The 24,085-nt window shown below is 37.1% G+C and carries 20 protein-coding genes and 1 riboswitch; of the genes, 18 read left to right on the forward strand and 2 right to left on the reverse strand.

What is annotated here, in order from left to right:
- Positions 1-175 precede the first annotated feature (175 nt).
- The 10 genes from mltG to ACH0AK_RS08960 all read left to right on the forward strand — a co-directional run bounded on the left by mltG (position 176) and on the right by ACH0AK_RS08960 (position 12,073).
- The gene (mltG, locus tag ACH0AK_RS08915) at positions 176-1,351 is read left to right on the forward strand and encodes an endolytic transglycosylase MltG (protein ID WP_010735923.1); all 1,176 of its coding nucleotides are present in this window, start codon (positions 176-178) and stop codon (positions 1,349-1,351) included.
- Between the two features lie 139 nt (positions 1,352-1,490).
- On the forward strand, positions 1,491-1,970 hold the full coding sequence (greA, locus tag ACH0AK_RS08920) for a transcription elongation factor GreA (protein WP_010735922.1): 480 nt from the start codon (positions 1,491-1,493) through the stop codon (positions 1,968-1,970).
- A 180-nt stretch (positions 1,971-2,150) separates the two neighbouring features.
- Positions 2,151-2,882, forward strand: coding sequence for a cell wall-active antibiotics response protein LiaF (liaF, locus tag ACH0AK_RS08925; RefSeq protein ID WP_010735921.1), 732 nt, complete (start codon positions 2,151-2,153; stop codon positions 2,880-2,882).
- Positions 2,879-3,952, forward strand: coding sequence for a two-component system sensor histidine kinase LiaS (gene liaS, locus ACH0AK_RS08930; protein ID WP_019723158.1), 1,074 nt, complete (start codon positions 2,879-2,881; stop codon positions 3,950-3,952). Before liaF ends, liaS begins: the two co-directional genes overlap by 4 nt.
- Positions 3,949-4,581: a response regulator transcription factor gene (locus ACH0AK_RS08935; protein WP_010735919.1), complete on the forward strand. Its 633-nt coding sequence runs from the start codon at positions 3,949-3,951 to the stop codon at positions 4,579-4,581. The genes liaS and ACH0AK_RS08935 overlap by 4 nt, the downstream gene beginning before the upstream one ends.
- 289 nt (positions 4,582-4,870) lie before the next feature.
- Entirely contained in the window at positions 4,871-7,942 is a 3,072-nt protein-coding gene (locus tag ACH0AK_RS08940) for an N-acetylmuramoyl-L-alanine amidase (protein WP_153830340.1), read from the forward strand.
- Between the two features lie 84 nt (positions 7,943-8,026).
- Positions 8,027-8,202, forward strand: a riboswitch (M-box (ykoK) riboswitch).
- Positions 8,203-8,347: 145 nt separating this feature from the next.
- Positions 8,348-9,739 (forward strand): magnesium transporter, encoded by a 1,392-nt coding sequence (gene mgtE / locus ACH0AK_RS08945; protein ID WP_023519387.1) that lies wholly within the window; start codon positions 8,348-8,350, stop codon positions 9,737-9,739.
- A gap of 186 nt (positions 9,740-9,925) precedes the next feature.
- Positions 9,926-10,591, forward strand: coding sequence for a potassium channel family protein (locus ACH0AK_RS08950; RefSeq protein WP_010735916.1), 666 nt, complete (start codon positions 9,926-9,928; stop codon positions 10,589-10,591).
- A gap of 15 nt (positions 10,592-10,606) precedes the next feature.
- The gene (locus ACH0AK_RS08955) at positions 10,607-10,909 is read left to right on the forward strand and encodes a HesB/YadR/YfhF family protein (protein WP_010735915.1); all 303 of its coding nucleotides are present in this window, start codon (positions 10,607-10,609) and stop codon (positions 10,907-10,909) included.
- Between the two features lie 216 nt (positions 10,910-11,125).
- Entirely contained in the window at positions 11,126-12,073 is a 948-nt protein-coding gene (locus ACH0AK_RS08960) for a phosphoglycerate dehydrogenase (RefSeq protein WP_499796855.1), read from the forward strand.
- Positions 12,074-12,128: 55 nt separating this feature from the next.
- Here ACH0AK_RS08960 and ACH0AK_RS08965 read toward each other — a convergent pair whose 3' ends face one another.
- Positions 12,129-12,935, reverse strand: coding sequence for a DUF1189 domain-containing protein (locus ACH0AK_RS08965; protein ID WP_010735913.1), 807 nt, complete (start codon positions 12,933-12,935; stop codon positions 12,129-12,131).
- Positions 12,936-13,123: 188 nt separating this feature from the next.
- Between ACH0AK_RS08965 and ACH0AK_RS08970 the strand changes: the two genes are divergently transcribed.
- From ACH0AK_RS08970 to ACH0AK_RS08980, 3 genes are all read left to right on the forward strand, one after another.
- On the forward strand, positions 13,124-13,597 hold the full coding sequence (locus ACH0AK_RS08970) for a GtrA family protein (RefSeq protein WP_010735912.1): 474 nt from the start codon (positions 13,124-13,126) through the stop codon (positions 13,595-13,597).
- A gap of 81 nt (positions 13,598-13,678) precedes the next feature.
- Positions 13,679-14,281 carry a superoxide dismutase gene (locus tag ACH0AK_RS08975; RefSeq protein WP_010735911.1) on the forward strand — a complete coding sequence of 201 codons (603 nt, stop codon included), beginning with the start codon at positions 13,679-13,681 and terminating at the stop codon, positions 14,279-14,281.
- Positions 14,282-14,409: 128 nt separating this feature from the next.
- On the forward strand, positions 14,410-14,610 hold the full coding sequence (locus ACH0AK_RS08980) for a cold-shock protein (protein ID WP_010735910.1): 201 nt from the start codon (positions 14,410-14,412) through the stop codon (positions 14,608-14,610).
- Between the two features lie 98 nt (positions 14,611-14,708).
- Here ACH0AK_RS08980 and ACH0AK_RS08985 read toward each other — a convergent pair whose 3' ends face one another.
- On the reverse strand, positions 14,709-16,166 hold the full coding sequence (locus ACH0AK_RS08985) for an AcpB/EbpR/MafR family transcriptional regulator (protein ID WP_226076849.1): 1,458 nt from the start codon (positions 16,164-16,166) through the stop codon (positions 14,709-14,711).
- A gap of 508 nt (positions 16,167-16,674) precedes the next feature.
- On the opposite strand from ACH0AK_RS08985, the gene ACH0AK_RS08990 reads away from it, so the two are divergent.
- The 5 genes from ACH0AK_RS08990 (at position 16,675) to ACH0AK_RS09010 (ending at position 24,079) form a co-directional block, all read left to right on the forward strand.
- Positions 16,675-18,960, forward strand: a complete 2,286-nt coding sequence (locus tag ACH0AK_RS08990; RefSeq protein ID WP_499796856.1) for an adhesive domain-containing protein — start codon at positions 16,675-16,677, stop codon at positions 18,958-18,960.
- Positions 18,961-19,039: 79 nt separating this feature from the next.
- Complete coding sequence (locus ACH0AK_RS08995) at positions 19,040-20,713, forward strand: hypothetical protein (protein ID WP_226076839.1); 1,674 nt, start codon at positions 19,040-19,042, stop codon at positions 20,711-20,713.
- Positions 20,714-20,718: 5 nt separating this feature from the next.
- Complete coding sequence (locus ACH0AK_RS09000) at positions 20,719-20,958, forward strand: hypothetical protein (protein ID WP_010735905.1); 240 nt, start codon at positions 20,719-20,721, stop codon at positions 20,956-20,958.
- A gap of 17 nt (positions 20,959-20,975) precedes the next feature.
- On the forward strand, positions 20,976-22,448 hold the full coding sequence (locus tag ACH0AK_RS09005; RefSeq protein ID WP_499796857.1) for a Mur ligase family protein: 1,473 nt from the start codon (positions 20,976-20,978) through the stop codon (positions 22,446-22,448).
- Between the two features lie 416 nt (positions 22,449-22,864).
- Positions 22,865-24,079, forward strand: a complete 1,215-nt coding sequence (locus ACH0AK_RS09010) for an LCP family glycopolymer transferase (RefSeq protein ID WP_137072099.1) — start codon at positions 22,865-22,867, stop codon at positions 24,077-24,079.
- Positions 24,080-24,085 lie beyond the last annotated feature (6 nt).

Below are 24,085 nucleotides of genomic sequence, written 5' to 3' on the forward strand. Positions count from 1 at the left end.
AAGCAGATTATTGTTATTTAGTAAATAAGAATTATTTTATTTTCTATTTTAAGCCGAAGATAATCGATTTACTACTTACAATTTTGACATAAGAATTGTTAAAAATAATTCACCTCCGCCTGAATTTCATGTATAATGAATAAAGTTATGAAGTTGATAGTAAGGAGGAGTTGTTTTGTCAGAAAACAAACAACATCCAGATGAGAAGAGACGACGACAAAAGAATGCAACTGATTCGACAGATGTAGTCAGTAAGCGAAAAGACCTACGTAAAAAAGAAGATAAAATCGTAGGAAAAATTATTTTAGTGATTGCGCTTACGTTGCTAATTATTGGATGTGTATTTGGTTTTACGGTCTATCGCTATATTGATAGTGGCTTAAAACCTTTAGACCCAGAGAATGAACAATTGGTTTCAATCGAAATCCCTAGTGGTTCTTCAAATAAGCAAATCGGAGAGATTTTAGAACAAGACCATATCATCAAGAGCGGTATCGTATTTAATTATTATACAAAATTTAAAAATATGACTGGCTTTCAGGCTGGCTTCTACCAATTAGCCCCTAACATGACGTTAGATGAAATCGGTAAAGAGCTCCAAGAAGGTGGAACCTCAGAACCTACAGAAGTGGCAGATGGGAAGATCACGATACCAGAGGGATTTGATGCAGAGCAGATTGCAGAACGAGTAGCAAAAATCACTGGGAAAGATAAACAGGAATTTTTAGATCTACTAAAAAACGAAGCCTTTTTCACGGAATTGACCCAAAAATATCCTGATTTATTAGAAAGTGCAGCTAAGGCAGAAAACACCAAGTATCGCTTAGAAGGTTACTTATTCCCAGCGACTTATGATTACTATAAAGATATGTCACTCAAAGATCTGATCATTCAGATGGTCGATAAAACGAATACCGTGTTACAACCATACTTCTCAACGATCAAGCAGCAAAATCATACGGTTCAAGAAATCATGACACTTGCTTCATTGATCGAAAAAGAAGGGGTATCTGAATCAGATCGTAAAAATATTGCCAGAGTTTTCTATAATCGGATTGACATAGGGATGCCATTACAATCAGATATTTCTATTTTATATGCGTTAGATGAACACAAAGAATTTGTCTCTTATGAAGATACGGCAGTCGATTCACCATATAATCTTTATACAAATAAGGGATATGGTCCAGGACCGTTCAATAGCCCGAGTGAAGCAGCTATCCAAGCTGTTGTTGAACCAGCAGAGAATGATTATTATTATTTTGTCGCAGATATCTCTACAGGTGAGGTTTATTTTGCAAAAACATATGAAGAGCATATGGAATTAGTACAAAAATACGTAAATAATTAAAATTGAGCGCTGGCTGTAACTTTATTTATTTTTAGAAAAACATTTACATTTTAGAAAAAGCATGGTAATCTTTTTTGGACTGTAGTCCGTAAAAGATTACCTTTTGCGGTATTCCATAGAAAAAGGAGAAGAGTTATACATGGTAGAAAAAGTATATCCTATGACGCTTGAAGGAAAAGCTAAGTTAGAGCAAGAATTAGAAGAATTAAAAACAGTTAAACGGGGAGAAATCATTGAACGAATCAAAATTGCCCGTGGCTTTGGTGATTTATCTGAGAACTCAGAATATGAGGCAGCTAAAGATGAACAAGCTTTCGTAGAAGGACGTATCACGACAATCGAGAATATGATCCGTTTTGCACAGATCATTGACAATGATGGCGTTGATTCGGATGAAGTATCTATTGGTAAAACAGTGACGTTCATTGAGTTACCAGATGGTGAAGAAGAAGAGTATACGATCGTGGGAAGTGCTGAGGCAGATCCTTTCTCAGGAAAAATCTCAAATGATTCACCGATTGCACAAGCTTTGATTGGCAAATATAAAAATGATGAAGTAACAATTTCAACACCTGGTGGCGATATGCAAGTAAAAATCGTCAAGGTTGCGCAAGCATAAGTTGAAATTTAGACACAGATAATCAATTATTGGTTTGTCTATACAAAAAGGTCTGGGATCATGACACAAAGTCCCAGGCCTTTTGCTGTAGAAAGCGATAGTTACATCTAAAGTCCTATAGCATCTCGAAACAAAAATAGGTATGATAAAAAAGAGAATGAAAAGGAAAGGAGAATAGCGATGAATAGCTCTTGGCGCTTTTTTATAGTAGTAGAAGCCTTACTATTGATCTTTGCAGTTTGGCAAATCGTAAATAATGTTGAATTATTACTATTAGTTTTATTTGGTATTTTTAATATCTATCTTGCATTGCGAAAATCACCGAGATCGGGATTTCAGAATTTTCAATTTGTACTAGGTGGACTAGTTATTTTTTTCAGTTTGATCAATAGTCCTGCGCTATGGATAATGGCAGTCTTTGCTGTCTTGTTCATCGGTCTTAAAGGTGTAGAGATTTCTGGGATCGATCTAACCAAAAATGCTTTTTGGCGAAAAAAACAAATCATTATGGTTCAAACAGAGCAAGTGAAGTCCCACAATAATGAACGAAAAAAACAACAATTATTCGGTAACCAGCGAATTGGTAATGATGTGTATGAATGGGATGATATTAATATCTCTCTACTTTCAGGAGACACGATCATCGATTTAGGGAACACCTTGTTACCTAAAGACGATAATATCGTTATCGTCAGAAAAGGAATCGGTCGGACACGCATCTTAGTTCCTTTAGGGATTGCAATCAGTCTCGAACATGCAACGTTAGTAGGAAATGTACAATTTGAAGAAGAACAATTTGCATTGAAGAACGAGTCGATTAAAATCTATAGTAACGATTACGATGAAAATCCACGTCGTTTAAAAATCATTACGAACACATTACTTGGGGATATCGAGGTGATTCGAGCATGATAGAGAAACTTTCTCGACCGATGCTAGCTATTTATGCTTCGATCGCCTCATTTATCGTCATTTTATTTTCTTTTTTTACTTATTTTTACGCAAGTAATCAAACTCATTTTTGGCGTACTTTATTAAGTGCCAGAATTTTATACGTGCCATTGATCTTTCACTTACTAGCAATTTCGTCAGGTGTCGGTTTAATTGTTTTTTTGATTGTCTCTCTCTTACAAAAAGCACGTTATGGGAAAATCGAAGAACAGTTACGGGCAATTTCTTCCGGTAACTATGAAGCAAAAGTTTTAAATGATTCCTTACCAAGTGCATCTGACGATATATATGTTAAAGAAATTGAAAAAGAAATCACTAAAATCAAAGAAAAAATGATCGAAGTGTCAAGTGAACTTCAAATATTGACGAGTCGACCTCAATATGTCGATGGACAAACAAAAGAAGAAATCTTAGAATTAGAAAGACATCGTTTAGCGCGTGAGCTACATGATTCAGTTTCCCAGCAATTATTTGCAGCGATGATGATGATGTCTGCTCTGACGGAACAAGCAGAAAAAAGTGATACGCCTGAAATGTTTCGTAAACAACTAAGGATGGTAGCAGATATCATCAATGCTTCACAATCTGAAATGCGTGCGTTGCTACTACATTTGCGACCAGTCAATCTTGAAGAAAAAAGTTTGAAACAAGGGATTGAACAATTATTAAAAGAATTAAAAAACAAGATACAAATTGCATTGAAATGGGATATTGAAGATATCACTTTGTCTGATTCGATTGAAGATCATCTCTTTCGGATCGTTCAAGAACTACTTTCAAATACGTTACGCCATGCAAAAGCAAATGAATTAGAAGTGTATCTGCATAAAATCGATAATAATCTTTTATTACGAGTGATCGATGACGGTACTGGCTTCAATATGAATGAAACAAAAACTGGCAGCTACGGACTAAACAATATTAGAGAACGTGTAGCAGGTATTGGTGGGACAGTAAAAATCATTAGTTTCAAAGGACAAGGGACAAGTGTAGAAATTAAAGTTCCTTTAATAAAGGAGGCGGAAAAATGATAAAAGTATTACTAGTCGATGATCATGAAATGGTACGTTTAGGGGTTTCTTCCTATTTGTCGATCCAAGAAGATATCGAAGTAATCGGAGAAGCAGAAGATGGACGAAAAGGCTACGAAAAAGCCATGGAACTTCGTCCGGACGTGATTCTAATGGATTTAGTCATGGAAGAAATGGACGGGATCGAATCTACAAAAGCAATCCTCAAAGATTGGCCAGAAGCAAAAATCATTATTGTCACGAGTTTTATTGATGATGAGAAAGTATATCCGGCTATTGAAGCTGGCGCAACAGGCTACTTACTTAAAACATCGACAGCCCATGAAATCGCCGATGCGATCCGCGCGACTCAAAGAGGTGAACGTGTGCTTGAACCTGAAGTAACCTCGAAAATGATGGAAAAGATGAGTCGGCGTAATGAGCCAATCTTGCACGATGATTTAACGAATCGTGAAAATGAGATTCTTATGTTGATCTCTGAAGGAAAGAGCAATCAAGAAATCGCAGACGAATTGTTTATTACTTTGAAAACAGTCAAAACACATGTTTCTAATATTTTAGCAAAATTAGAAGTGGAAGATCGTACGCAAGCTGCCATATACGCATTCAAGCATGGATTAGTGAAGTAAGTAGACTTATGACTTATGATCTAAACAGTAAGCACATTTTTGCTAAGTATAAATTGGAACATAAATTATAAAGTATCCCTGTTTTCACATTGATAAGGGAAAACAGTACCCTGATCCAAAGCAAAATGTTATTACTTTTGTTTTGGATTTATTTGTGTTTGCTAATTACAAATTACATTGTTTGTTATTTTGAATTCTTTGTTATCATGTTCTTTTCATTTGGGTCTTTTTATAGTTTAATATATTATAGGACAATATAAGTTCGATTTAAAAAATAAAGGAGAATGTCATGAGAAAAAATTGGATAGGCATGTTATTAAGTTTCTTATTACTGTCAGGCTCGATCACGCCAAGTGTCTACGCAGTATCGATAAACGATAGAACAAATACGTCACAAGGAAGTACTTCGCAAACAAACGAAACTACAGCAACATCATCTAATGTCCCTTTGATAGAAAGTACTAATCCCACCACAGAGGAAACCACAGGAACAACAGAAAACTCTGCAGAAAATTCATCTAAAGATATTTCTGTTGATGAAGTTCATTTCCCAGATCAAAATTTCCGTCAAGTATTGATTGAAATGATGGAGAAGAATCATAGTAACGTATTATCCGATGAATTATTGGCTACAACTGAGTTGGATCTTAGTGGTAGAAATATCAAATCATTGGATGGTATCGAATATTTTAAACAGTTAAAAAAACTGGAAGTTCAAAATAATGAGTTAGAACAAGTAGATGTCTCGGCTCTTTCAGAGTTAACTTACCTTGATGTTTCTAAAAATAAACTGTCAACAATTGATTTGTCGATGAATGATCATTTGACTTATTTTAACGGGAAAGAACAATTGATTAATGCAGAAGCATCAAAAGATGATCGTGAATGGGTGATCAATCAAGACAATCTAAAACCGGAATTAAATAAGATCGATATTAACTCAACTAATTGGGAATACAATGGATCCGTTTTTACTACTGTTGAACCTTCGGCACTAAATTATAGTTACCAAGTAGAGTTTTCACAAAAAGCAATCTTAGAAGAAACATCTAATCGCTCACTAGATATCACTGTAGACGTGAAATTTTTAGAACAAAATAGCGTTGAATCAATTATTCCAAAAGAAGAAAAAATAGAAATGATCCAAGGCGAAACTAAACAACTTGAGTATTCGCTTGTTCCAGAAAATGCTGAGATTATTACTCCAAATTGGGTATCAGTAGACAATAATATTGTTGAAGTGGATGAAAAGGGTCTGGTGACAGCAAAAGCAATCGGTGAAACAGAAGTATTATTAAAAGATGGCGAGAGAACATTAGGAAAGTTCAACATACAAGTAGAAAAAAATAACAATGATTCAATAACCCAAGCGAATCGCCCAGAACAAACGGTGAGCAATCGTGCAGAAGTTTCTAAACCATCCGTCAGTTATCAAACACACGTGCAAACTTACGGTTGGCAAAGTACCGTAGCTGATGGTGCTACTGCAGGTACGATTGGTCAAGGTAAAAGAATTGAAGCCATTAAAATCCAATTACCAAATAATTCATTAAATGGCGATATTGAATATAGTAGTCATGTACGAACGATTGGCTGGCAAAATTATGTGAAAAATGGTGCTACATCAGGAACGACAGATCTTTCTTTACGAACAGAAGCAATTAGGATTCGCTTGACTGGAGAGATAAGTGAACAATATAGCGTCTATTATCGTGTGCACTCAGCTTATTTTGGTTGGTTAGGTTGGGCAAAAGATGGCGAAGATGCAGGTAGTTCAGGATTTGGGTACCAAATGGAAGCTATCCAGATCCAACTAGTCAAAAAAGGAGAAGTTGCCCCAACTCAGAGCACAGCTTTCTATGACAAAGATAAACTCCCTAATCCTAATGTCAATTACCAGACGCACAGTCAGTCAGTCGGGTGGCAACCCTATCAGTCAAATGGTTCAACTGCTGGAACGATGAATCGTGGATTAAGATTAGAGGCTGTAAAAATAAATGTTTCGGATACACCAATCCCTGGCTCCATTGAATATTCTAGTCATGTGCGTTCTATTGGTTGGCAAAATTATGTGCGAGATGATGCGATTTCCGGAACAACTGATCGTAAACTTCGAACAGAAGCAATTCGAATACGTTTAACTGGTCAGTTAGCAGAACACTATGATGTTTATTATCGCGTGCACTCAGCTTATTTTGGTTGGCTAGGTTGGACAAAAAATAATGGCAATGCAGGAAGTGCAGGATTTGGTTATCAGATGGAAGCTATGGAAGTAAGGCTGGTAGCCAAAGGGCAATCTGGACCAGCAGCTAGTACTGCCTTTTATGATAAGGATACAATAAAAAATCCTAATGTTAATTACCAAACGCATAGTCAATCGATTGGTTGGCAAGGTTATCAAATGAATGGTGCAACTGCGGGAACAGTGGGACGTGGCTTTAGATTAGAAGCATTACGAATGAATATCTCTAGTACACCTATTCCAGGAACAATAGAATATAGTACACACGTTCAATCGATTGGCTGGCAAAACTATGTGAATAATAATACTCTTTCGGGAACAGAGGGTAGAAAATTACGAGCTGAAGCGATAAGGGTGAGATTAACTGGTCAGTTAAGTCAACATTATGATGTCTATTATAGGGTTCACTCTGCGCAACTTGGATGGTTAGATTGGGCCAGAAACGGTCAAAATGCTGGGACGTCCAATGTAGCATTACAAATGGAAGCTATCCAAGTTGTACTAGTTAAAAAAGGAGCACCAGCGCCAGGACCTACGTCAAATCCGTACCAAACCTCAATCAATCATCTATTTGTAATGGGACATGGAGCAGGAGATCCAGGGGCTTCATATAACGGTATCAACGAGCGAGACTTTACAAGAAATGAACTTATGCCATATTTACAAAAATGGGCAGGGCGCTTAAAAACAAATCGTATAACCTTTTATGATACAAATGCGGATATGTTCCAAGACACTCGTAGAATGCAGGGTGCGTATACGATTAGTAGTAGTTTTTCTTCTGTAACAGAATTTCATTTAGATGCAGGAGCGATTGGTATTAGTACTGGTGGGCATGTGATTGCGCATCGTAACGGCAACTCATATACGACACAAAATTATGCCATTGCTAATGTGATACGCACACATGTAGGTTTATGGGGCTCTGTTCAAAATACCGGTGGTATCAACTTAAGAAGTGATTTATTGAATTTGAATGTACTACATTCTCGTGGTATCCCTTATCGACTAGCGGAACTAGGATTTATCACCAATACTCGTGATGTAGAAAATATTCGTAGAAACATGGATCAAATTGCTAAAGGGATTGTAGAAGGAGTGACAGGAGAAAGATTGTAAAGTAATCATTTCTGTTTTATCAATTTTTTATCAAATATTAATCCTCTTATTGACAAAAACCAATTTTACCTGTAGGGTTTAATTATAAAAACTTGTTAGGTGAGGCTCCTAAAAGAACACAGGCTACTGCCCTCAAACGTCGAGAGACGCCACAGGGTATAACAGGCAACGTCGGCTTAAGGCGTGCTTAACGTAGCTATCTGGATTATATTTCCAGAATTACGTCTTTTAGTGCTAAAGCTCAGACGAGAAGTTCGTTCAGGTAAACACTGGTACCATTTTGATGGGATCTTATGAGACGGCTTCTTTTGGAGGCCGTCTTTTTTATGTACTTCCTGTTTTTTCCAAACGAATCCATCCAACAAGTTTATATCGAAAAAACGATGTAACAAAGGAGAATACGAGATGAGAACATTAAATGATACAAATAACCTAGAAACACAATTGAAGATTCTTAATTATCTTGAGCAAAAAAAGCTTGAAGAATTGAAGAACTATTTAGCAACGATCGAGAAAGTGGAATTGATCCAACTATTTGTTACGTTACCTTTAGATAAGCAAGTACTGGTCTTTCGATTATTATCAAAAGACAAAGCCCTCGAAATCTTTGAAACATTTGAACCGTCTGTCCAACAAGATTTGCTTCGTTCGTTTACGGATGATGGTGTGATTGAATTTGTGAATGAGATGGCTCCAGATGATCGGGTAAGGTTGTTTTACGAACTACCAGCAAGTGTGACTAAAAAACTATTGGCAGAGCTTTCTGAAGAAGAGCGAGCAACAACGAATCGATTGATGGGCTATGAACATGAGACAGCTGGACGGATCATGACGACTGAATTTATTTCAATTAAAAAAGAAATGACTGTTGAAGAAGCACTGCATAAAATCAGAAGATTAGCGAAAGAAATGGAAACAATCTATATTTTGTATGTGACAGATATGGCGAAAAAAATTGAAGGAGTACTATCGTTAAAGGATCTAGTCATTGCAGAAAGTGATCAACGGATTGAAGAAATCATGATCAAGCACGTCGCTTATGTAACCACAGATACAGACCAAGAAGAAACTGCACGATTGTTACAAGAGTTAGATTTGATCGCTATTCCCGTCGTAGATAAAGAAACACGACTAGTAGGTATTGTGACAGTGGATGACGCCATCGATGTCTTAGAGCAAGAAACGACCGAGGATATGTTCAATGCTGCTGGTTTAGCAGACGTCGCCTCTGTAGAAGCTGATCGTAGTACAGTACTGATTAACGGGAATCTTTGGCAAATATGGAAAGTCCGGTTGCCTTTCTTAGCGATCACATTGGTTGCAGGGATGTTAGCTGGTCTAGTAATCGATGAGTTTGAACAAACGTTAGAATCTGTGGCTGCTGTTGCTATTTTTATTCCTTTGATCATGGATATGGGTGGAAATGTAGGGACGCAATCATCGACGGTTTTTGTTCGTGGATTATCTTTAGGGCACATTGATCTCAACACATTTATCAAGCACTTTTTGAAGGAAACAGGGATTGGTCTAAGTTTAGGGATTGTTGTAGGGATCGTATCTGGAATAGTCGCTTCTGTGTGGCAAGGCATACCATTGTTAGGTGTAGCTGTGGGGATCTCTCTGGTCTTTGCAATGACCTTAGCTGCCGCCCTTGGTTTTTTGATTCCTTTTATCTTATTGAAATTGAATATTGATCAAGCTGCTGGATCTGCACCGATTATTACATCGATCAAAGACATTGCTGGGTTGTTTATTTACTTTATTTCAGTTAACGTATTCTTAGGCTACCTATTGTAGGAATAATTAGTAATATAGCCATACCTTTTTAGTAGAAACATCAAGAAATATTCTATGATCTACCATAGTAGGCCTTCTCTTGATCCTCCATTAAAATGAGTCTTTTCCGTAAAGAAAAGCAGGGTTGCTTTTGTTTTTACAGTGGCTTTGCTATACTTGAAATGGAATGGATAAAGGAGGAGAAAAGTGAAACAGAATTTTGCAATCGTAGGACTTGGACGTTTTGGTGGCAGTATCTGTCGTACGTTAGTCGAAGCTGGTCAAGAAGTTTTAGCTATTGATAGCAGTGAAGACCGAGTGAATGAATATATGAATATCGCAACACATGCAGTGGTTGCGAATGCACAAGATGAAATGACTTTACGATCTTTAGGAATCAGAAATTTTGATCATGTGATCGTAGCAATTGGAGAAGATATCCAAGCAAGTATTTTAGTGACACTGATGGTTAAAGAAATGGGCGTTCCGAATATCTTAGCCAAAGCACAAAATGAGTATCATGCTCGTGTTCTTGAAAAGATCGGTGCAGATCGCGTTGTTCATCCTGAGAGAGATATGGGGATACGGATCGCACATAATCTTGTTTCTAAAAATATTTTGGATTATTTAGAGCTGTCAGACAAATTCTCGCTCGCTGAGATTCGGGTATCTAATCCCAAGTTCTTTAATAAAACATTAGCAGAACTAAATTTCAGACAGCGATTTGATTTGACTGTGGTAGCCATCCGACGCTTCGATCGTTCTGTCGTAGTGTCACCAGCCGCAGACGAATATGTACGTGAAAATGATAATTTACTTGTTATCGGAGAAACAGAAGATGTAGATATACTTGATGATAAAATGAATCAATAAAAAGGGGCTCATCACATGCAATTAACAATAACGGACAAAGCAAAAGAATGGTTTCAAGCAGAGGTAGATTTACCTGAAAATTATGGTATCCGTTTTTTTGGGAAAGTATATGGCAAAACAGAAGTACATGAGGGATTTTCAATCGGTATGTCTGTGGAGTTACCAGAACGTCCGATGAAACAAGAAACGATCGATGGTCTATTATTCTTTATTGATGAAGCCGATGATTGGTTCTTCAAAGGATATGATCTGGTTGTTGATTATGATCCACAATTAGAGGAACCAACGTATCATTTCCAAGAAACAGCAGATGTATAAGGTGAGAGATAGTCTTTTATCTTTAGGAAAAAAGCCTGACGAACGAAAAGTAAGTTTTACTTACTTTCGGATTGTTAGGCTTTTTTTTAGACAGTCAAACGCTGATCCACTTTTACTGTGTTTATTATAGGAAAAAGTCATTCAAAGAATGAAGTGCAACATACTTCATTCTTTTGAGGGATTAAGCTAGACTGATAAGTAGAGAGGATGGGTGTGATGACAAAAAAAATAATTTATTCAGTACGTTCATTTCGTGAAGAATTTATCGAAAAGATCAAAGAAATAGCACCAGAATATTCATTTCAAACGGAAGTAGCATCCGACGAACTTTCTGAAATAGCGATCAGTATCGGCTGGAATGGAGATTATCAAGAAGATATATTCGCTTCTGACAGCTTAAAATGGGTCCAATCGATTTCTGCTGGAGTAGATAATCTTCCATTAAACGAATTCGCTGACCAAGATATTTTACTTTCCAATGCGAGTGGTATCCATGTAGAATCGATCAGCGAGCATACCATGGGCATTATTTTAGGCTATTCTCGTGGATTGTTCCAAGCCCAACGAGCGCAGTTCCATAAAGAGTGGCTAGGATCAGATATCCATTATCAAGCATTGGCAGATCAAAAATTACTAATTATAGGAACTGGACATATTGGAAAAAAATTGGCACAACATGCAGCTGTATTTGGTTTAGAATGTATCGGCATCAATACATCTGGACATCCAGTGGAAGGATTCAAAGAGACTTATCCATTAGAGAAATTAAAAGAAATTTTACCGAAAGCAACGATTGTGGTGAATATCTTACCTTTGACAGATCAGACAAAAGGGTTATTTGACGCAAAAGTATTTGAAGCTTTTGATAAAGAAGCGCTATTCATCAATGTAGGACGTGGGCCTTCCGTAAAAACATCTGATTTAATAGCTGCGTTAGACGATGGACAACTGGCTTTTGCGGCTTTAGATGTGTTTGAAGAAGAACCATTAGCAAAAGATAGCCCATTATGGGAAAGAGAAGATGTGTTGATCACCTCTCATATTGCAGGTCAGACACCACATTTCCAAACGAAGTTTATGGATATTTTTCTAACAAACTTAAAATCCTACGTAGACAAAACAGAATTAGAAGTAAATGAAATCGATTTGAATGAAGGCTATTAAATGAAGAAGAATCTCTAGAAGAGGTGTGTAATGACTACCTCTCCCAGAGATTCTTTTATTTTGGTAATTGGATTTTTGGCCAGCCTTTGACTGCTTGAGCAAAAATGAATATGCCCGCAAATGCAATAAACGCTGTTGTATCAAAAGTTGGTGCAAAAATCATCAGGATCGTTGCAATAACAGTGGGTAATGATATCGCATAGATCATTGTTTTTAGACAATCGAGAAAAGTTACTTTAGCTAAACGTAATCTTGCATATACATAAGCCGCAAAATTTGCCATAAGTAAAGTGATGATCAGATTTAAAAAGCTAGGATAAATGGAAATCAAAAATACTAATGCTTTGATCCAAAAAGGGATCGTTGCTTCACTTAATGTACTACGTAAGCTTTCGCCAGTTAGATTTTTTAAAGCATTATTCGTGTACTCAAATTCAAACTGATTATTGTTCAGCAATGCCGAAGTCGTGCCGGTATTCGGTAAAGCTAGAACCAATTTATCCTTTAGCAGACCGACACTTAGGAAATTCCCTATCAAATCTGAAGAGATATCTTCAGGGGTACGTTTTCCTTCGGGGTCAAAGGTAAAGATGATCGAATCCGTTTGATAAATAAAACCTTCATTTGTTGGCGAATCGATTTGTCCATCACGAATCTTAAAATCTGGAATTTCAGCTGCAATTTTTTGACCATCGGACTTGATAGTGTCCAGCACTTGAAAAATTTGGTAAGAAATAGGTAATGCCATTAGTACACTCAAACATAAAAGATAGACTAATGATTTTCCAAATGATACGTTTTTAGCATTTTTAAGCTCGGTGAATCGAGCAAATGAGCTAATGATTAGTTGTTTTGTTGTCATAATTACTCCTTCTGTAGAATTGTCATCACTAGCAATTCTAGCGGAGTATGCTATGAATTACAAGAGTTCTAAAACATTCTGTCACGATAGATAAGGTTATATTCTTATCGATCATTGTTTTCTAGAGATGAAAATTATTAGCAGATAGAGTATGATAGGAAAGAATGATAAATAAGGTAGGTAGAAAAATGAAGATTTATGTTCAATTTAAAAGCTATTTAGAAAGTAAAGGATATTGGGAAGTTTTCATCTATCTATTTTTTGGTGGATTAGCAACAGTTGTCAACTTCGTCAGTTATGCAATCGCGCAACAAATCTTCCAGTTATCGATGCCAGTATCGAATACGATTTCTTGGATTTGTTCTGTTTTATTTGCATTTGTCACCAATAAGGTATGGGTGTTTCAATCCAAATCTCCTAGTTATACGCATTTATTTATCGAATTTGGGAAATTTGTTTTTTACCGAATCGTTTCTTATGGACTAGACATGGGCGCCATGTTCTTGATGATCAAAGGGTTGGAAATGAATGATTATGTCGCTAAAATCATTACACAGATCTTAGTCGTATTGGCAAATTATGTCTTTAGCAAATTATTTATTTTCAACAAGACAGAAATTATCGAAGAACCAGCAGAAACCAGTAAAAAATTGGAAGACTAGGCATAACAATTGAAGAATTTCCCTCACTTTGTTACTCTTTTAGTGTAAAGAGACCCAACAAATTTGAGGAGGAATTTTTTTATGACTTACACATTACCAGATCTACCTTATGCATTTGATGCATTAGAACCATATATCGACGAAGAAACGATGCATTTGCATCATGACAAACATCACAATACTTATGTGACAAACTTAAATGCAGCAATCGAAAAATATCCTGAACTAGGCGAAAAAACAATAGAAGAATTGCTTTCAGACATGGATGCTATTCCATCTGACATTCAAACTGCTGTACGTAATAATGGTGGTGGACATGCGAACCATTCATTCTTCTGGAAAATTATGGCACCAAATGCTGGTGGCGAGCCAACAGGAGCAATCAAAGACGCAATTAACGAAACATTCGGCGATTTTGCAACATTCAAAGAAGAATTCAAAAAAGCAGCGGCAGGACGTTTCGGTTCTGGCTGGGCTTGGTTAGTACTTGAAGATGGTAAACTTGCAATCACTTCTACAGCCAACCAAGACTCACCATTGATGGAAGGCAAGAAACCTGTTCTAGGTTTAGATGTTTGGGAACATGCTTACTACTTGAAATACAAAAATGTACGTCCTGACTACATTGAAGCTTTCTGGAATGTTGTGAATTGGGATGAAGTGAACAAGCATTTCGCAGGCTAAAATAGCGTTCTTCCATTTGCCATGGAATTTAGAAAATTAACGGGGCAATGCTTGCGAGCGTTTTCTAAATTCGGTATAATGTTTTTGCAAGGGTTACTTGCAAGAACTTTTTTGGAGGCTATATATTTATGGAACACGGAACAGTAAAATGGTTCAACAATGAAAAAGGATTTGGGTTTATTACAGTAGACGGTGGAGACGATGTATTCGTACATTTCTCAGCAATCCAAGGCGATGGCTTCAAAAGCTTAGAAGAAGGCCAAGAAGTAGAATTCTCTATCGTTGAAGGTGCGCGTGGTCCTCAAGCTGCTGAAGTATCTAAATTATAAGATCATGTTGACGAAAAAAGAAGATACGGCTTGCCGTATCTTCTTTTTGTTTCTTTATTTTCTCTTTCTGGAAAAAATGATTTTACAAGAAAAATTAGTTAATTTTGGTTATTGCCAAACATAATTTCTTTGATTTTTTGGACTAAGTGCTTATTATCTGAAGTAGAAAAATCATTGCGGATAGTAATATAAGGAATTTCATTTTCATAGCTGATTATTTTGGTGGGGGCCTCAGTTGTACGAATAATCAAGTCAGGATTCAGCAATAATTCATTTGTGAAAAGGACATTCAAATACAAACCTAAATGGTTTTGTAAAACTTTTACATATAATAATTCGATACTTAAAGGATAATCACTTTCTAATTTCACTTTGATCTCTTTATCAAAAAATGTGGGTGGGGCAATGACTAAAAATGCTTCGATCAACGTACTTAATTGAATCCATGGAAAATGTGTTTTTTGCATTTGTTGAGTCCAATCGACCATATTTTGATAGAAATAGGGATAATTTTTTTCGATAAAATCAGTAACTTCTCTTTTTTTGCCAGAAAAAGGACTAAAAAGGTAATCATGGATAGCGTTCGCATATAATGTTGCATCTAATAACTTTTTCTTTGAAGTAATTTCATTGGTTTTTATCCCAACAGATTTCATACAATGATAAAACTGATCGCGAAATTCATTAATCGGTGTCGCATTTTTTTTATGAACCTTTGATGCATGAACCATAATATTTTTATTTACGTAAATGTGAGGGCGTGTTTGTATCCACAATAAAATAAAGTTTAACTCAGAAGAAGGTAAACCATAAGCAGAAATAATCGATTTCAGGTCAGTGGTCACCTCAGAAAGACCGTCTAGCATAGGATCTAAAAAGTGAGGAAGTTCAGGTTCAGGGACAGGATATCCTTGTTTGAATCGATTGATATTAACAGCTAATATGAAGCACCATTCCATTGTTTTAATTTTGTTCCTTTTTAGTGCAATATTGGTAAAAACTTGTTTTACTGTCGTTAAGATCTTCTGGAAATCAAGCGTTAGAAATGGCCATTCGATTCCTTCATATACCTCCCATAAGAACAAATAAATCGTGTAGCGAATTTGGGTTTCTTTTCCACTGAAAAAAATAGTACCTTCTCGTGTTTTTATTTTTAAATCATAGTAACTGAAGAAATGATTTACTTGAGCCAACTGCCTTCTGAGAAAGGATTCGCTGATTCCATGATGAGCGGCGAATTCGTAAAGCGTGAGATTTGAATGTAGACAAACAGCTTTAAGTATTTGGAAATTTAACGAATTTTCAAGTATTGCTAGTTTCAGTTGATGAAAGTCATAGTTGTCACCAAGAAAATGGTAACTAGATCCATCTTTTTTGAACATATTATTTTGGGATAGAGAACATAGGCGTTCGCAATGATTGAATAAGGAACGTCTATCTATGTGGAGTAGACTTGAAAGTTCGTCCATTGTCAAAGGTTGATGTGACTCGTAACAACTTTTTAAAATAGTCAGTTGTACGTGTATGTTTTTCTCTAATATAGTATAGATATTCAATGAGAAACCTCCTTCATAAGCAGATAGATAAATAGTTGAATTATTATAAAATGTTATATTTTTATTCAGGATATAATAATTTTCATTTTGTTAAATAGTATATTTAGTAAAAAAAAAGGTTACATAATAATTTTTTTAGTTATTTTATTAGGGTGATAGTACAAGCTTTTTGTAAATAAATAATAATAATTTACTTGGTTAATATTATATGTTATTTGGCATTTTAAATAAATTTTTTTGCATAAAATAACGATTACATATTCATTTTTAGGTATTATCATCTGCTTTCAGATAGTTATTTCAAAATATATCAGAACTTAATGATAGATTTCTTATTTCGACGTTGCTACTATTCAAGATAACTTAAGTTGTAATGAGAAAAATTAAAAAGATATCTTTTTAAATTTTTGGTAAAGGAGTGTCATTCAGGGCAAAGCATATTTATTCGTGTTGATTCAATCTGTGGGGGAGAACAAAAATACATGAATCTGCTTTAGGGGGAAAGGGAATGAAAAAGGATTACAAAAAAAGTATGGATCAAAAGGCACGTGCCAAACGGCGATCAAAAAAAACAATATTGATAGGTACGTCGATAGCAGCAGGGGTGATGTTAGGGGTTACTCCGATTTCAATTGTGACACCTTTATTTACCCTTGGCACACATCAAGCATATGCGGATGTGGTCAGTGGACAAATATTCAATACTTTGACTACAGCTAATACAAGTGGCACAACAGCTTCAGCTCCTTATCAACTTAGTGGGGCGACTAGAAATGTCGACTTTACGATTTCAGGAGAAAATGGAATCAATGTTAATTTATTGAATGGTACGAGACGAGCAGTCTTAGTGATCCCAGAAGAAATGCAGGGACTTGTTTCCCCAGCAGGCCCTGGGACTTTTCAAACAGATATATTACTTCCACAAGATGAATTAGCTCCACTGCTGAATGCAGTAAATAGTGCGGTCACTCCTTTAATCACAGCGATTGATACCTTGTTGGGGGCAAATCCATTAGCAAGTGTGAATCTTGCTGAAGTTTACGAGCAGTTGAACTTATTACAAAATCTAAGTACGTTGACTTCTGCTGAAGTGCAAATTCCACTGCAAGTACAAGGGGACGAATATATCTATGGTGAACTGGATGGGGCACTTGAAACAGTTGTCAGAGAGGGATTAACAGAAATATTAACTGATTTGAACAATGCCGTTCAGGCGTTACAAGCAACTGGAAATGGGGTTTTAGGAAATGCGGCAGCTGGGATTGTTAATACTGCATTAGCTGCGACTGTAAAACCAGCATTTAACTTAGCATTTGCTACTGCAACAGGACTATTAGGTCCAACTTCTTCTTTGGTTGGTGTTGTAGCAGATGCGAGTGTGCTAGGAGGAACAGAAATCACAATCCCGACAACGATCCAAGATCCTAATTATGCTGATTTAGCAAATGCAGGGATCGATTTATCAACTCCTTATGAAGCAGGCTTTGTTGGAACTGTTGTGAAAGCAGATGTGTTGAACCTTAATGTGGGTTCCACTACTGACGGCTATTCACCGATTTTTTACCAAGCAGCCGAAGTAACTGCGCCTTATAATGTTGAAGTTACAGGAAATTCAACAGAAGGATATGAAGTCACTGGGTTGGCCGATCCAAATGCTACAGTGCGGATCTATGACGATGCCAACAATTTGATCGCAGAAGGTCAAGCCGATGGGACAGGAGCATTTACGATACCGATTTCTCAAGATGATGTTGCGCCACTTGATGATATCCAATTAATTGCCTACGATCAAAACGACAATCCAAGTTTACCAACGGCGGCAATTATTCCGGATGATGAAGAGGCTGATGCTGACGCGGATGCTGATGCTGACGCTGACGCTGATGCTGACGCGGATGCCGATGCTGACGCGGATGCCGATGCTGATGCTGATGCTGATGCTGATGCTGACGCGGATGCTGATGCTGATGCTGATGCTGACGCGGATGCTGATGCCGATGCTGATGCTGACGCCGATGCTGATGCTGATGCTGATGCCGATGCTGACGCGGATGCCGATGCTGATGCTGACGCCGATGCTGATGCTGATGCTGATGCTGACGCTGATGCTGATGCTGACGCTGACGCGGATGCCGATGCCGATGCTGATGCTGACGCCGATGCTGACGCTGATGCTGATGCTGACGCTGATGCGGATGCCGATGCGGATGCGGATGCCGACGCGGATGCCGATGCTGACGCGGATGCCGATGCGGATGCTGACGCTGATGCTGATGCTGACGCTGATGCTGATGCTGACGCTGACGCTGATGCTGACGCTGATGCTGATGCTGACGCTGACGCTGATGCTGACGCCGATGCTGATGCTGATGCGGATGCGGATGCTGATGCGGATGCTGATGCCGATGCTGATGCTGACGCCGATGCTGATGCCGACGCCGACGCCGATGCTGATGCGGATGCTGACGCTGATGCTGACGCTGATGCTGATGCTGACGCGGATGCGGATGCTGATGGTCGTCTAGGTGGGATTGGAAGCAACGGGGGTGGAGCAGGAAATAATCCAGATGGAGATCCAGTTGGCTTGTTCCTAAGTACTCGTGGAACAAGCAACCAATCTGGTTGGACTTCTGCTAGAAACGGAGTGAATCCTAGTGGTCACCACTCAGCGACACCGAAAATGTATCCTAAAACAGCTGAGCATTCATCTGTTGCCACTTCTTGGTTAGGTGCGATCACAGCACTACTTTCGGGAATTGGTATCTGGAAATCTAAAAAAAATAAAGAAGATTAATGAACAGGAACTAGAAAATTAGCTATGACAATCGGAAAATTGTCTGCTTGTCATAGCTATTTCTGATAGAGGTGATATGATGCTAGTGCAGACGCGTAATAAACTCTCGATACTTAAAGATATCTTGGATACTACAGGAATGGAAACAGAGAGAAAAACAGCTATCATTACTACTGGTGAAAACAAAGAACGTGGAAAAACGATGGAGTTTTATGGGAAAAACATCTCTCAACTTTGGAATAATATCGTAACTGCTTATCAAATGAATCAATGGGACAAAAACTCTTATGTAAGAGTGGATCTTGTAACCGAAGAAGAAAAAATAGACTTCGACTTGTTGAACCAAAAATTAAAAAAAATCAAGCGCAATAATTATATAGATTTTAATGTACGATTTGATGGAATAAGGAAACGATCTTTTTTAAAAGAAGAATTAGTAGGAAATGCCATTATCAAACCGGCTAAAACACATATTGTTGGCAAAAATCATCCGAATCTACAAATTGACCCACAGAATTTTCGAGGATATGTGAAACGTAAATATAATCGAGAAGAGGCGGATTTAAGTTACTTAGCGCGCTCAAACGTTTATCTTTTTAAGACAAAAGCTTATTATATTGAAAACAATCAAGTAATCAAGCTTGAAGATTACGGAAATGGAAATCAGGTGAGAAGGATCACTGAAGAGTCTTTGAATGAAGTGACTGATTCCGTCATAAGAGAAGGAAGTAAGTATCTAAAAGGACAGCTAACTGACACTGGACAGTTTATCTACGGTTATTATCCTTGTTATGATCAATTAATCAAGGGCTATAATTCAGTCAGACATTTCTCTTCATTATATGCGTTGATTGAAGCTGCTGAGTATTTCTCAGACCATGAACTGTTGCTACAGGCAGAAAAAGGTCTTGCTTGGGGTATCGAAAACTTAACAATGAATGAACAGGGATACTTTTTGGTCAAAGACTTTTTCAATAAAGAGATTGAATACAAATTAGGTGCCCAAGCAACTGCAATTTTAGCAATCGCAAAATATGTCCAAGTATCCGAGGACGTTTTTTATAAAAAATACTTGAAACAACTTGTTGATACGATTTCTAGGAAATTTCTCTCAATAGACAACCAAACAATCCATGTCCTGGATAAACAATTGACGGTCAAAGAGCATTTTCGAATCATTTATTATGATGGGGAAGCCTTGTTTTCTTTGTTAAGAGCGTATGAGATTCTTAATGATCCTAAGATTTTTAGTACGTGTGAAATCTTGATGGAACATTTTGTCACGGAAGATTATCAAAAATATCACGATCATTGGTTGAGTTATGCGACAAACGAGATGCTAAAATATAAACAAAAAATTGACTATTATCGTTTTGGAATCAAAAATGCCCTTGAAAATATCAACTTTATTGAGCAGAGAGACACTGCCTATCCGACAATGCTTGAATTACTTGTGGCAGCGTCCAAAATGATGAGGAAACTGGAACATAGTGAACTAAAAAATGAACTTTTCAATACGCAAAATGATTTCATTGAAGTAAAGGAAAGAATCGATACAGTGATGAAGAAGCGTGTTTCTCATGAAATCAAAACAGGAGTCATGTTTCCAGAATATGCGCTTTTCTTTAAAAAACCGGTTCGTATCAGCTATGGTTTTTTTGCAAGGCATGATCGTTTTCGTATGCGGATCGATGATGCAGAACATTTTTTGTCAGGATTGATCAATTATCAAAGCCACTATAAAAAGGAGTGAATAAGATGGTTGCATTTATTCGTTTTGCAGCATTGGCATTGATCGGGATTTCCTATTTAGGTTATCGTATAAAAAAGAAAAAACATCACCAAACAGAATCGCTAGAGACGGATCTGAGCCAATACGAGAAAAATGAAGAAGGACTTTACCCTTGGGAAGTTGATGCCGATGACTCGCCTAAGCGAATTGATCAAAAAGCAAGAAGATATGTCAATCAAGCAAGACCTAAGCGTGGAAAATGGTAAACAAAGTAGGTGGAAAGATGAATACGATCAAGCAATTACTTAGTGATATCGAAGGTTCATATTTTAAAGAGTATGCTAGTTTGGATCAGGAGATCAATCAACTTGAGTACTTTTCTGGACATCTTAAACGTACGAAAGATTATTCTAAAACATTATTTGTCTGTATAACAAATGAACGGCGTCAATATATCAATCAAATGCGTCCAGTCAAATGGGCGGATGGAAATGAACAAATCAAAGGCAAGGAAAATCAATTTGCTTTGATTGTCACAGAACATCCAATCGAAGACCCGCGTGTGACGACACCGCAATTCATTGTCCAAGATAGCTGGCGTTTCTTATTGGAATTTGCCAATCAAATGCGGCAATCGTTCAAAAAAACGGTGATTGCGATTACTGGTTCTGCTGGAAAAACATCTACACGTATGATGATCACCCATGCATTCAAAGAAGAAAAAGTTCTAGAAAATCGTGGAAATCATAATGTGAGATTTGCGATTCCTCTTTATTTAAGTCAGTTAGTAGGGGATTTTGACTTATTGAACCTTGAAGTATCTCTCAATGCGTTGAATACGTATGATACGGGTTCAATGTCTAGTCTAATACAACCCGATATAGCCATCGTGACTTCGATAGGTGAAGCACATCTTAGTTCCTTAAAAACAACTAAGAATGTCGCTTACTACAAATCAAAAATCTTTGACGGTTTAAAACAGAATGGTACAGCAATCATCAACACCGATATGGGTGCTGAAGAGTTAGCTATACTCATTCAAGCAGCCGAAAAGAAAACAACTGAAATTTTTACTTATTCGCTATATGATACAAGTAGAGATGTCCATGTCTTGTCCATTGAACATAAAAAAGAGTTTTGTGAAGTAGGTATCTATTTTTTTGAACAAGAGTTCAAGATCCGTCTCAGTGTTCCATCTTCTGGGATGATTTCCAATGCTTTGGCAACGCTGATAGCCATTTGGAAAATCAAAGGAGATGTTTCAGCTTATCTTACCACCTTCGAGACATTCAAGCCGTTACCTAAAATTTTAGAAAAACATGTTTATCCAAATGAACCTTCTTTCACTTTTATTGATGATACACACAATGCGTCATTACCCTCTATGAAAAATGCAATTGACTACTTTAAAGCAGTACGCCCATTTTATAATGGAAAATCGATATTGGTTCTAGGTCAAATCGCGGATTTAGGAAATGCTTCTGCAAATGTCCATCAGCAGGTGATGGAGGCATTAACAGACGTGCCAGCAGATCATATTTATGGCTATGGGGGACATTTCAGAGAATTATTCAATGAACAAAGTAAAAATGACCAGAAATACGAATGGTTTGAAACGTTACCCGAATTAACACAAAATATCGAACAGCATTTAACGAATGATAGTATCATTTTGGCAAAGGGGTCAGTCACAGGTAGCGATTTTCATGAGATCGATAGATATATTCGTCAGTTTTCTTTGAAAGAAATGGTGTGAGCTCTCGCATACGGGGAGCTACTAGAACGTTTTAACAACATTTACTTGAACAATCACTTATAACAAATAAAAAAAGACGGAGAGAACGGAGAAGTTGTTTCATTTCCTGATTTCTCCGCTTTTTTTTGCTGGAAATGCTTAATAGGAAGGCATAAACAAAGTTAAAAAAAACTAGTTTTTTTAATTTATTGAACAAAAAATCATAAAAATCCAATAAAACGTATAAAAAGAATCGCTTTCTTTCTTTTCTGTTTATGCGCCCTATGGTATGATAATTAAGAATTTTACAAAAAAATACATATGAATCACGAAGAAAAACACTATTTTTTAAAGTTTTATTAGGATTAAGTAGTTGGATTGCTGAATGATTGGGTGTATGAGAGAATAATCAAGAATATGTATGATAGAGGTGTAGTATGAAGCGGTGGCAAAAAGTGATATTGACTTTATTGGGAATAATCGTACTTCTCATCGGCGGAGTTTCAGCTTATGGAATCAAGTTTATGGGAGAGGCGAGCCAAACAGTCAATCGGATTTCAAAACAATCTGATCGTGTATCAGCAAAACGTGACGATCGAGTAAGTATTGATGATCAAGAACCCTTTTCAGTATTATTATTAGGATTAGATACAGGAGGCCTTGGACGAACAGAACAAGGGAGATCCGATACGATGATGGTCGTGACCGTCAATCCACAACAAAAGAAATCAACGATTATTAGCTTGGATCGAGATATCTATACGAATATCGTCGGTTATGGGACGGTCGATAAGTTGAACCATGCCTATGCATTTGGTGGCGTAGAGATGGCAATGGATTCGATCGAACAATTACTTGATATCCCTATTGACCACTATGTCACAATCAATTTGGATGGTATGAAGGACTTGATCGATGCAGTAGGTGGGATCGAGATCGACAATAAAATCGACTTTACTCTAGATGGCGTCCATGTTCCAGAAGGAAAACAAACAGTTGATGGTGAAAAAGGGTTGGCGTATGCAAGAATGCGGCATGAAGATCCTGAAGGTGATATCGGCCGACAAGCACGTCAACGAGAAGTTGTGACGAAAATCGTCAATAAAGTAGTCAGTCTTGATGGCGTTAGCAATTATCGAAAACTTTTAGATGCGGCAGGTAACAATGTGACAACTGATTTGGATTGGGATGACATGCTAGATATCGCAACGAATTATACCTCCGCTTTCCAAACAATCAAGCAAGACCAGCTAAAAGGAAAAGATACGACGATCAATGATGTGTACTACCAAATACTAGGTCAAAATGACTTATTATCGATCCAAAATCAATTGAAAAAACAATTAGAGATCAAGCCAAGTGATACGTTGCCTAACTTAAAAAATGATAATGCCTATATGATGTTTTATGATGACTCAGAAAATGGTGAAGGAGATACCACTGCTAATACCACAATCGGTGAGACATCTGAATATTCACAAGATACGTACAATCAGTATGGCACCGATGGGTACGGTCAGCAGTCGGTCTATTCAGAAGACACCTCTCAATACTACGACCCAAATCAGTATAACCAGCAACAATATTATGACCCATATGGCGGTCAACAAAATGATCAAAGCACAGAGACTTGGACAGGCAATGGCTATTAACAAAGC

This window comes from Enterococcus pernyi (genome assembly GCF_045371165.1).
GTDB lineage: Bacteria > Bacillota > Bacilli > Lactobacillales > Enterococcaceae > Enterococcus_B > Enterococcus_B pernyi.